Consider the following 12,323-nt stretch of genomic DNA (forward strand, 5'->3'; position numbering starts at 1 on the left):
ATTTGTTTTTTTTATGTTTAAAATCCAATTATGCTATGATGAAACTGGTGGGAGGATAAAATGAAATTAAATAAAGGTAAGTAAGGAGGCTTAAAAATGAAAGTTAGACGCAATATATTGATGTTGGTATTTCTTTCATTTATTGGGATACTAATGCTTAATTTTTTTCCAGTTCATGCAGCCAGTACTACAGATGTAACAACAGCAACAGCATTAGATAATAATGAAAATTTGCTAACATGGTCAACGGCAGTTAATACAACAAGCAAACATTATAATAATGTGGAAGTAGATGTAACTTTATCAGGAAGACAAAGCATCATTCCACAAACGATTCAAGTTGAAGAAGGCCACATGACAAATGGAAAGTTTGTAACTGATAAAACAATTAGTGGTTTTAAAGATTATACAATTTCCGGCAATAAGGTAACTTTTAAATTAAGTAATATTGATTTACCAATTCAAATTACTTATAAAACATCAGCTCATCAGACCGGATTACTTTCAAATGCAACTACAGTAACTGAAGATGGAAATACATCACAAAAAATTTCATCGATGGATTATCATGGATATGGTTATTTATTTAGTGGTAACCAAAGTGATAACTATGCAACTACGTCTAATGCTGTAAGTGGAGTTACTGGGAACACAGCTTCATCTGCAACCATTACTGATTCAAATGGGAATGTAGTCAGCCATAGTGCTAAATTAAATAAATATAAAAGTTATAATGTAACTTGGAATTGGTCAATTCCAAACGGAGAACAAATTAAAGCTGGCGATACAATCACATTTACATTGCCAAGTAATGTTCAAGTTGAATCTAATATTACATTTAACGTAACACAAGGTCCTAATGGCCCAGTAATTGGAACATTTACGATTAATAAAGGTTCAAATACAGGAACACTTACCTTCAATAGTTATTTGCAAGATCATTCCGAAACTAATCGGCATGGTGTAATTTCAATTGAAGCAAATGGGACTGAAAATGATAATGCAACTAGCTATGATTGGGATATTAATAAGGTTGGTTGGGTAAATTCAGCTAATCAACCTACATGGAACGTAGTGGTTAATCCACAATGTAAGAAGTACAGCTCATTAACAATTACTGATACAATGTCAAATGGACAAACGATTGTTCCGGGTTCAATTGTGATTGAATATGGACACTATAATTCTCAAGGACAATTTGTGATTGATAAAGAAGACACTAATCCAACTAACTATACGATTAATGGAAATCAAATTACCTTCCACTTTACTAACGTAGATTCAGCAATTCAAATTGTTTATAATACTAAAACTGATCAAAGTGGGATTTTGCATAACCTAGCAACTGTATCAATGACAAACAGTCAAGGAAATACAACCACTGCAAATAACAGTGCTCAAATTTCTTATTCTGGTAAGGGTTCAATGACAGGTGATAATGTTTCAAGTTCATCAAGTAGTTTGATGAGTTCAAACTCAGCTAGTTCAAGTCAAACAAGTTCAAAAATTCCAAGTAGTGTTCGTTCATCAGCTGTTCCAGTTACTTCAAGTAGTTCAACAGCAACTACGTCAAGCTTACTGAATATAAGCAGCTCGGCAATATCAGTAATACCAACTTCAAGTACTTCAAGTAACATAGCGAAAAGTTCAAATACTAATGGAATTGTTTCAAGTTATTTGAATTCAACTAGTTCAACACTGACGTCAAGTTCATCAAGTTTGACCAATTCAAGTAGTCAATCGGCAATGAAACCAGAACGTACCTCTGCAAAGATTCAATCAGGTTTTTCAAGCCAAAGAATGTTTTCGCTTTCTTCAAATCAAGGAATCGTTCAAAATTCAAGTAAGGAAACTGCTAAAAATTCACTTGAAATAGTTGGGCATACACCTGTAATTTCGTCAAGCGTAAGTTCAAGTGAAAGTAGTCAAAACAATGGACTAACAGAACCAATTGCAAGTGAAAAAGCAATTAATAATTCTGAAAATGGAAGACAAGGAAAAGAATCAACTAAAGAAAATGAAAGTGAAATTAACAACAGCGTTAGAAGTGCAAGCCAAAAATCCGCTCAGCAAGGTTTACCTCAAACTGGAGAAAAGGTAGCACCAATTATAATCGTACTTCTTGGAGTAGGATCGATCGTAATAGGATTAACAATTAGTTTAAAAAATCTAAAAAGTAATGTGAAATAGATTATCTAAAAAAGGTATGGCAATAATGGAAGTTGTCATACTTTTTTTTAGATAATGAACAAAAAAATTCTAAAGTAAAGGTTAAAAATTATGAAGAACATATTTTAGAGGTTTTATCTAAACAATTTTATCTGTATAATCGATGTGTAAGTAAATTGAGTAGGGAGTAGGAAGTTTAATATGGTTGGAGCATTATCGTTACTAATTGAGCCATTACATGTATTGTGCTACTATTTAATGTTTTTTGCACAAAATCATCAATTGTTAAAAGGAAGAGAGAAACGTCGCAATTATGTGAATTTAATAATAGCGGTTTTCGTGATATTATTTGTGCAAATTATAATAGAAGTTTTTGCCAGAAAAACAATATTATATTTTTTTTGCACTAATATGGTAACTTTAATCTTTTTATTAATTATCACTTATTTTTCCTTAAAACAAGGGAATGAGCGCGATATATTACTAAAAATTAATTTGTTTCTTGGAATGAGTGGGTTTATTACGGTTCAACTTATTACTGCTTATTTGGATCGTTACTTAACCGTGGCATTTGCACATGCTACTATGCTATCTCCAATGTTATGGGTTATTATTGTCCATAAAATTATTGAAGCGATTTTAGGAGTTATTGTTGGTATCGTTTTTGCCAAATTGTATAGTATTGAAAAAATTAATACTCAACATTTAAATGAAACAGTATTAACACTTGTGGTGATTTTATTTATATTTACATGGGGATTATTATGTTATTTTACATTTACTCAAAGGTTATACAATAATATTGATATTTTCTTAATTTTTGTAGTTGTTCAGTTGACGATGTTTTGGATTCTTTATTTTATGTTTAATAAACGTGAAAAAGATCGCATTCAAAATGAAATCAATAAAGAACGATTAGATAATTTAAAAAGTTATACGAATCACTTAGAACAAGAACAACGTAAACTTAGAAAATTTAAGCACGATTATCAAAACATGATGCTTAGTTTAGAAGAAACCTTACGTAAAGAAGATTCAAAAGAAATTCATGAGTATATTGATACATTCAAAAAATATAGTGATCAGTATATTAGCGAAAACAGTTTGTGGATGTTTAACGATTTTGAAAATATTAAGGCACCATATCTTAAGAGTGTATTAATTAATAAAACCTCGCAAGCCGTTGATATGGGAATTGATGTGCACTTCGAATGTAAATACGAGGTTAAAGAAGTGGACATGCAACCATATGATTTGGTTCGAATTATTGCAATTGCTTGTGATAATGCAATTGAGGAAGTTAAAAATCTTGATAAGGAGCATAAAAAAGTTAACGTGATGCTTTATCAAAATGATGGTCAACTTGAAATTAATATTTTAAATCCAATTGCTGAAAAGAAAGATATTCAAAAAATTAAACAAGAAGGAGTAACTTCTAAAAAAGGGCATTCAGGTTTTGGTCTTGCTAATATTGAAGAAATTAGTGGAGAGTACTCTAATTTACTAGTTAATTATACTGAGCAAAATAATTGGTTTAAGGTGCAATTTATTATTTTAGAAGAAACGGATTTACAAAAATTAGGATTATAAAATAGAGGCTTTAAGCCTCTATTTTTAATGCTTTAAATTGAAAGTATTAGTTGCAATTTGCTTAATAAAATATTGATCGTGCTCAACTAAAAGCATTGTAGGATTAACTTTTTTAATTGCATTTAAAATTTGTTGTTGATTATCAATATCGAGGTAATTTAAAGGTTCATCCCAAATATATAAATTAGCAGGTTCTATTAAGGATTTTGCAAGTGCTACGCGTTTTTGTTGGCCTTTACTCATGTGTTCAATTCGAGTATTGAAAACTTGACGCGTCATGCCTAATTTACGAAGGTGGCTCAATAAAAGTGAGTAATCTAGATTATAGTGATGAGCAAATTGTTTTAATGTTCCTTGATAAGAATTAGACTGCTGACTCAAATAACTAATTTTTAAGTGTGAATCGGCATAAATTTTACCACTTAAAGTTTGCGTGTCACCAATATTTAAAAGTGTTTGAAGGAGTGCAGATTTGCCAACTCCATTATTTCCCAAGAATGCAATGCGTTCTTGCGGATGCAAATCAAAAGAAAGTGAATCAAAAAGTGCATGATTCATGTGTGGATATTTAATCCTAAGCTCCTCAACTACTAGGAGATGGTTGACGTTAAGTGGATGATAATTAAGTGTGATTTCATCAATTGAATCAACTTCAGCTAAGGCAGTCGATTTAGCATCGATTTTTTGTGTAATTCGTTTTTCGATTGTTTTAGCGCGTTTCATCATTTTCGCAGATGCCTTTCCAATAGCTCCAGTGCTAATGTTTCTTTCTTCGCTAGAAACTTTTGCATGTGGAGAATGTATCTTACGTTGTTCAATTTGATTTGCCCAATTAGACTTTATAGTTGCGGTATTCTGTAATCTTGAGATTTCATTTTTGAGTTTTTGATTTTGAGCCTGTTCAAAGTTTGCTTTTAACTGCTTGTTTCTTGAATACGTATCATAATTTCCATGGGATACAATTAATTTCTTTTGTTCAATTGCAACTACATGATCAATAACATGATTTAAAAAAATTCGATCATGACTAGTAAGAATAAACCCACTTTTTTTATGGTGCAAGTAATTAGCAACTTGAGCGCGAGTTTTATGGTCAAGATTATTAGTTGGTTCATCAAGTAAGGGAAAATAATCTTTTTGAGCAAATGCACATGCCAGCAAGACTTTAGTTTGCTCTCCGCCACTTAATTGATTAAATGGACTCCATAACAAATTACTTGGATTTTTACAAAGTGATGCAAGTTCTTTTTTTAACCGCCATTCTTCAATTTGAACTTGAGATTGGAGTGTATAAAAAGTTAATTCATTTGGAGTTTTAAGTGATAAGGGAAAGTAGCTAAAGGAAAGTGCTGTTACAATATTTCCTTTGTAAGACGATAACTTTCCGCAAAGTAAGTTCATCAAGGTAGTCTTTCCATCGCCATTGCGGCCAACTAATCCGGTTTTCCAAGAAGAATCAATTTCAACAGTGGCATTATCAAATAATGGTACTAATTGATTGTCATAGTTAAAGGTTAAATTTTTAATTGAAATATTAGTCATATATTTTCATCCCTTCAAAAAAGGAGCCTGCAACTTGCTCAAAAAAGTGTAGACTCCTAGTAGATAAAAATATAAAATGAGCAGCACTACATTGAAATTTGAGCAAAAAAGTACAAAAAACTCCCATTAATTATGGTTGTTTGCAAAACTTTATGCCCAAATTTTCAACGGCGCCACCTCCTTAATGATTTAGTGTAATTTTAAAATAATTGAATTAACTTTTCAAGTGTTTTTAACTATGTACGCGATTTGTATTCGCTGTTAGCAGTAGTGATGATTAAAATTTCGCCTTCTTGAATGAAATCTGGAACAGTTACAACTAAACCAGTTTCCATTGTAGCTGGCTTACTACTACCAGTTGCAGTTGCACCTTTAATCATTGGTTCAGTGCTTTCAACTTTTAATTCAACAGTAGCAGGCAGTTCAGTTCCAATTAGTTTTGAACCAACAAAGTCAAGTTGAACATCTAAATTAGGAATAAAGAATTTACGTTCTTCTTTAATTTGACTGTTATCGATTTTATATTGTTCATAAGTTTCCATGTCCATGAAGATTGACTTATCACCCAACCATCGCTAACTCAACTTTTTCGTTAGGGCGCATTGTTGTTTGAACAATTGAACCAGTGCGAACATCTCTTAACTTCATTTGTATAACTGTATTATCCTTACCAGGTTTGTGATGGTTATTTTCAAGAACTTTAATTAATTTACCATCTCTAGTGAAAGTCATGCTTTTTTTAAATTAATTGCTTCTACCATTGTTTTTCCTCCTGAATATAAAAAGTATTTTATTATCAATTAATATTCAGGAGGAGCTTGCGGCAAAGCAACCCCCAACTTTGTGCATACTTAACCTCCTAAGATAAAACTTAAAGTTATTATACTATAATTCACAAATGACTAATATTTAGTAACATAAATCATTCATTATGAAAAGTATTTTTTTGTTTATACAAATTTTTTTAGAAAAAGGATAGACAATAAAAAACAAAGTATGATATATTTTCTTTTGTAATTTAGTACTATTTAGGAGTGAGTATAATTATGGCACATAATAAATTACAAAAAGCAATTGCTGTTTCAAGTATGGCAGCAGCAACTTTAGGTGCAGGGGCAATTGTTAACGCTGATAATGTTAATTCAAGTTCAGTTACTCCAGCATCAAGTTCAAGCATTTCAGCAACAGTTTCAAGTTCTTCACAAAAAGCTAAATCAAGTAGTGAAGTAACTTTGAAATCATCCTCAAAGGCTTCTTCAAAGGCCTCAAGTTCATCAGTTGAAGCTTCAAGTTCAAAATCTTCAACTAGCAAATCATCCACATCCAAAGCTTCTTCACAAAAATCAGAAACTAAAAGTTCTGCAAAAGCTTCATCAAAGCAAGCTAAAGCAGCAGATTCTTCTAAAGTAACACCAAATGTATCACAAGCAGACTTAGATCAAATGCAATCATACATTGATAAATTATCAGATGATATTCAAAAACATCAAAATGATAGCACTCCAGCTGTTCAAACTGAATTAGTTGGAGCTGAAATGACTTCTAGTTTGGTGACAAGTTATATCAATAACTATTTAAGTGGATTAACAACTCAAGAAGAAGTACAAAAAGATTTAGCTAATATTGATGAACAAATGGCAACTCTTGAAAAATTAATTTCACAAACTGATAATGAAACAGTTCGTAGTATCATGCAAGATGAATTAAATGCTTACAAACAAGCACGTGCAATTTTGTCACAAGGGATTAGTTCATCTACATCTTCAAGTTCATCTCAAACATCAGCAACTTCATCAAGTAAAGAAGATTCACAAGTTTCATCTACAGTTTCTTCATCAGCAGTAACATCAAATACTGAAAGTAAAAGTTCAGCGACTTCAACAAATAACAAACCAAATGTTACTCCCGAAAAATCACATGAAGTAGTTGATAAATTACAACCATACATTGATAAAATCGCCGACGATGCAGAAAAATATGGCGACACAGATAATGAAGATGTCTACAATGCTTTAGTTGATGCAGTTAATACAGCTGATAAGATTGCTGATGTGGTAAATGATTATATGCAAGGCAAGGCAACTAAAGCTGATACTCAAAAAGTACTTACAGAATTCCAAAATAGAATTAAGGAATTAGAAAAAGCAATTGCTGATGAAAAAGACCCTACAGTACGTGCAATTATGCAAGATGAATTAAATGCATTAAAAGCTGCTTACAATGAATTAATTAATTTGATGAATGAACAAACCACAACGGTTATTTCTTCAACAAAATCAAATAGTACAAGTACTCAAACTGCAGCAAAACAATCGGTGAAATCATCAACTTCAAAAACAACTTCACAAAAACCAGCAAAAGTTTCAACTAAGCAACTTACAAAAGAAGCTAAATCAATGCCTCAAACTGGAGAACAATCAAGTAAAGTAGGCGTGATTGCTGGTATCGGTGCATTAGCTATGGCTGCTGCAGGTGCATTCTTATTACGTAAGCGTGGCTAATAAAAAATTCCTAACATAAAATTTTATTAATTTTTACAAAACTAAATCCTTATAAGCAATAGAAGCGGTTAAATCCAAAGGCGATTTAATCGCTTTTAATTTTGAGATTTTTTGAAAACGCTGTCTTTATGTAGAAAATACATTTATAATAGTATTAAATAAAAATTTGGAGGAAAAATAATGACAGAATATAATTGGACGGTTGTAGGAACAGGCTGGGCAGCAAGCGATTTTGCACAAGCATTAAATGGCCCAAGGTGAAATCTATGCAGTTGTAAATCCGCATAAAGAGCATGCAGATGAGTTTGTTCGAAAATTTAATGTGAAACATACATTTTATGATTATGAAACGATACTTAAAGATCCTAAAGTTGACATTGTATATATTGCCACTTCCCATATGAATCATTATGAGTATATCAAACAAGCATTAAATGCTAATAAACATGTTTTATGTGAAAAAGCAATTACTGTTAATGCAGTTCAATTTGATGAAATTGAACAATTGGCGCACCAAAAGAACTTGATTTTGATGGAAGGATTTACACTATATCATATGCCAATTTATCAAAAGGTACGCGAAATGATTGCTCAAGGTAAACTCGGCGAAATTAAAATGGTGCAAGTTAATTTTGGAAGTTTAAAGGATTCTGATCCAACTAAACGGTATTTTAGCAAAGCACTTGCAGGAGGAGCTTTGTTAGATATCGGAGGCTATGCGACTGCTTTTGTAAGAATGTTTTTAGAAAAATTGCATGTTGCTCAAACTACAGTTAAATTTTATGAAACTGGTGTGGATGAAATGTCTGGGATTATTTTGAAAAATCCACAAGAACAAATGGCAGTGATGAGTTTATCTTTTAGAGCAAAACAGCCTAAACGCGGTGTGATTTCAGGAACTAAAGGATATGTTGAAATTAATAACTATCCGCGTGCAACTAAAGCGCAAGTGACATATACTGCTGATGCACATACGTCAGTAACTGGAGAACTTGAAGCTGGAGATGAAGAAATGGCTTTGCAATATGAAGTTCTTGATATGGAAAAATATGTTAAAGAAGGTCACGATAAGGGCGAATTGGAATTTAGTCGTGACATTGTGCATCTTTTAGATGATATTAGAAGTGATTGGGGAATGCGCTATCCATTTGAATAATTTGAAAAGAGGCAGCTTGCCTCTTTTATTCTTAAAGAAAGGAAGATAAAAATGTCAACTATAAGAATTAAATTAGGGGATATTACTAAATTTAACGGAGATGCGATTGTAAATGCAGCTAATAAAACATTATTAGGCGGCGGTGGCGTTGATGGTGCTATTCATCAAGCGGCAGGGGCACAATTATTAGCAGAATGTAAAACTTTACATGGATGCAAAACAGGTGAAGCTAAAATTACTAAGGGATATTTATTGTCAGCAAAATATGTAATTCATACTGTAGGTCCAATTTATAGCAATAGTCCAAGCGATCCAGTTAAGTTAGCTCAATGTTACGTCAATTCACTGAATGTTGCTTTAAAAAATAATATTCACACAATCGCATTTCCGGCAATTTCAATTGGAGTTTACCATTATCCAGTGAAACAAGCTACTAAAATTGCAGTTAAAACTGTTAAAGAGTGGATTGCAAAACATCTTGACTATAATTTAAACGTAACGTTTATGTGTTATGATTCCAAAACAGAAAAATGTTATCAAAGCGAATTAAATAGTGATACAAATTAGTTAAAAGTATTGTTTTTCTTTTAGCTAAAATTACAATATAATTATATTTATTAACTATAAAAAGAGGGATTTTGAATATGGCTACAATTAAGGATGTGGCGAAAAAAGCAGGGGTATCGCCATCAACCGTTTCACGAGCATTACATAATAGTTCTTTAATCAGTGACGAAACTAAGAAAAAAATTAAAGATGCAATGCAAGAGTTAAACTATTCGCCCAATTTTGCTGCTCAAAATTTAGCAAATAGTTCATCTAATATTGTCGGGGTAATTTTGCCTCCTAATAAAGAATCGATTGCTAATAATCCGTTTTTTTCACAAATTCTTCAAGGAATTTCATCGGTATGTAATCAGCAATCGTACATGGTCGCGATTGCAACTGGAAAAAATGATGAAGAATTAATTGCAAACATTAAAACGATGATTACTCAAGGTAAAGTTGACAAGTTTATTGTTACATATTCTCAAAAAAGTGATCAGGTGTTAAATTTCTTGAATAAACAACAAGTAGAGTTTGCGTTGATCGGAGAACCAACTAAAAATGCTAACGAAACGCTTTATGTTAATAACGACAACATTCAAAGTGGACGCGATGCAACTAACTTTTTATTAAAATCAAAGTATCATCATCCAGCATTTGTTTATGATGATTTAGCTGAAATGGTTCAACGTGATCGTTATGTTGGATATTCACAAGCAGTCCAAAAGATAGGTGAAGAATCAATTGGATTTAAATTGGATAAACAGCATTCAATTAATCGATTAGTTGATTTTTTCAAAGCAAATCATTCAGTGGATTCTTTTGTTGTAAGTGATGACATCATGGCAGTAACATTGCAAAATATGTTAACAGTTTTAGGGAAACAAGTTCCTCAATATGGAATTATTAGTTTTAATAATTCGATTTTTGCCCGTGCTACTCATCCAACACTTTCTTCAGTAGAAATTTTTCCAAGTTCTTTAGGCATGGAAGCGGCCGTTTTAATTTTAAATACTGGGGATGAAGATTTTGAAAAATTACGAGCAACAACTTCACGAGTAATTATTCCACATAAAATTATTGAACGTGAATCAACCAAAAATTAAGTTAATATCTCAAAAAAGATTGCAAATCAATGCAATCTTTTTTGATTACAAGCTAAAGCTAAAAACTTATATTTAATTTTTTATAAAAAAATCAAATAAATTTTGTGAAAACGGTTGCAAAAACAGTAAGGTAAAGGTATACTCTTAAATGTAAGGCTGATGCAAGCGTTTGCATCAATAGATAGGTGAAAAGGAGAAATATTTTATTTCTTTAAAACTACATTTTAGGAGGAGTTACGATTATGGATAATTCAACAAAGAAAAAACATAAACCGATGCCTAATTTAACGATGAGTGTTTTGATGTTGATGACCTTTGGTAATTTAGGAACATCAATGGCATTTTCATTACAAAGCTCACAAATGAGTCGGATCTTTCAAACAATCGGAGCCGATCCTACAAAATTAGGTTTCTTCTTTATTTTGCCACCATTAGCGGGAATGGTTGTCCAACCTTTAGTAGGATGGTTTTCAGATCATACTTGGATTCCTAAATTAGGTCGGCGCTTACCATACTTAATTGTTGGTTCAGTTGTGGCAATGATTGTAATGTTCTTATTACCTAATGCAGGTTCATTTGGTTTTGGTTATGCTTCAATGGCTGCATTATGGTTTGGAGCAATTTCAATTTTATTTATGGATTTAATGTCTAACATGTCAATGCAACCATTTAAAATGATGATTGGTGATATGGTTAATGATAATCAAAAAGATAAGGCATGGGCATGGCAAACAATTTGGTCAAACATTGGTAGTTTCGCTGCTTACTTATTTCCATTTGGACTTTCAGCATTAGGAGTTGCTAATGTTGCTGCAAAAGGTGTTGTTCCAGATTCTGTACGTTATTCATTTTATATCGGAGCTATTATTTTAGGAATCACAGCATTTTTCACAGTATTTAAAGTTCATGAATATGATCCAGAAACATACAATGAATACCATGGAATTGATCCTGAAGCCCAAAAGCAAGAAAAAACATCAATTAAAGACATTTTAAAAAATGCACCTAAAGTATTTTGGACATTAGGAATTGTAGAATTCTTTAGTTGGGCAAGTTTCCAATATCTCTGGACATATGCTCCTGGTGCACTATCAGCTAATATTTGGCACACAACAAATGCAACTTCAGCAGGTTTCCAAGCTGCTGGTAACTGGTATGGAGTATTATCTGCTGTTCAAACCGTTGCATCTATTCTTTATGGTTACGTATTATCTCACTTAAATGATAAGACAAGAAAACCTTTCTATTCAGCAGGAATGATTGCTGCTGCAGTTGGATTTGCAATGTTAGCTTTCTGTCAAACAAAAGGAATGTCAATTTTCGCATTTATTTTCATCGGAATTGGTTGGGTAACAATTAATTCAATTCCATTTACAATTTTAACAAGTGCTTTAGACGGAAAACATGATGGCACATACATTGGTTTATTTAACTGCTGGATTTGTTTACCACAAATTGTTGCTTCAATTGCAAGTTTTGCATTATATCCATGGTTAACAAAATTAAGTCATGGAAATGGTTCATCAATGATGATTCTTTTCGGTGCAGCTTGCTTTGTAATTGGCGCATTTGCAGTTTGGATTGTTAAAGAAACTAAGGCAAATAAAGGTCCTAAAGATATTGAAACTGAAACTTTAGAGGCTGCTAACTTAGACACAAACGAATAATTATTTAAGATTAAAGTCGCATCTTTTGATGCGACTTTAATTGAAA

General features: G+C 32.0%; 7 protein-coding genes and 2 pseudogenes. 7 read left to right on the forward strand and 2 right to left on the reverse strand.

Annotated features, from left to right (window positions below; genetic code table 11):
- Positions 1–96 precede the first annotated feature (96 nt).
- Complete coding sequence (locus tag ACWCL1_RS06135; RefSeq protein ID WP_454546027.1) at positions 97–2,190, forward strand: Ig-like domain-containing protein; 2,094 nt, start codon at positions 97–99, stop codon at positions 2,188–2,190.
- A gap of 180 nt (positions 2,191–2,370) precedes the next feature.
- Complete coding sequence (locus ACWCL1_RS06140) at positions 2,371–3,759, forward strand: sensor histidine kinase (RefSeq protein ID WP_454546028.1); 1,389 nt, start codon at positions 2,371–2,373, stop codon at positions 3,757–3,759.
- A 24-nt stretch (positions 3,760–3,783) separates the two neighbouring features.
- Here ACWCL1_RS06140 and abc-f read toward each other — a convergent pair whose 3' ends face one another.
- Complete coding sequence (abc-f, locus tag ACWCL1_RS06145) at positions 3,784–5,301, reverse strand: ribosomal protection-like ABC-F family protein (protein WP_454546029.1); 1,518 nt, start codon at positions 5,299–5,301, stop codon at positions 3,784–3,786.
- A 236-nt stretch (positions 5,302–5,537) separates the two neighbouring features.
- Positions 5,538–6,062: pseudogene (locus ACWCL1_RS06150) on the reverse strand (elongation factor P).
- Positions 6,063–6,347: 285 nt separating this feature from the next.
- Between ACWCL1_RS06150 and ACWCL1_RS06155 the strand changes: the two are divergent.
- The 5 genes and pseudogenes from ACWCL1_RS06155 (at position 6,348) to ACWCL1_RS06175 (ending at position 12,277) form a co-directional block, all read left to right on the forward strand.
- Positions 6,348–7,802, forward strand: a complete 1,455-nt coding sequence (locus tag ACWCL1_RS06155; protein WP_454546030.1) for an LPXTG cell wall anchor domain-containing protein — start codon at positions 6,348–6,350, stop codon at positions 7,800–7,802.
- 180 nt (positions 7,803–7,982) lie between these two features.
- Positions 7,983–8,958, forward strand: a pseudogene (locus tag ACWCL1_RS06160) (Gfo/Idh/MocA family protein).
- A 51-nt stretch (positions 8,959–9,009) separates the two neighbouring features.
- Positions 9,010–9,525 (forward strand): O-acetyl-ADP-ribose deacetylase, encoded by a 516-nt coding sequence (locus ACWCL1_RS06165; RefSeq protein WP_454546031.1) that lies wholly within the window; start codon positions 9,010–9,012, stop codon positions 9,523–9,525.
- A 77-nt stretch (positions 9,526–9,602) separates the two neighbouring features.
- A complete protein-coding gene (locus ACWCL1_RS06170; protein ID WP_454546032.1) occupies positions 9,603–10,610 on the forward strand; it encodes a LacI family DNA-binding transcriptional regulator in 1,008 nt (335 codons plus the stop codon).
- 242 nt (positions 10,611–10,852) lie between these two features.
- Entirely contained in the window at positions 10,853–12,277 is a 1,425-nt protein-coding gene (locus ACWCL1_RS06175) for an SLC45 family MFS transporter (protein WP_454546033.1), read from the forward strand.
- Positions 12,278–12,323 lie beyond the last annotated feature (46 nt).

The sequence above is a fragment of the Ligilactobacillus sp. LYQ135 genome (genome assembly GCF_053711055.1).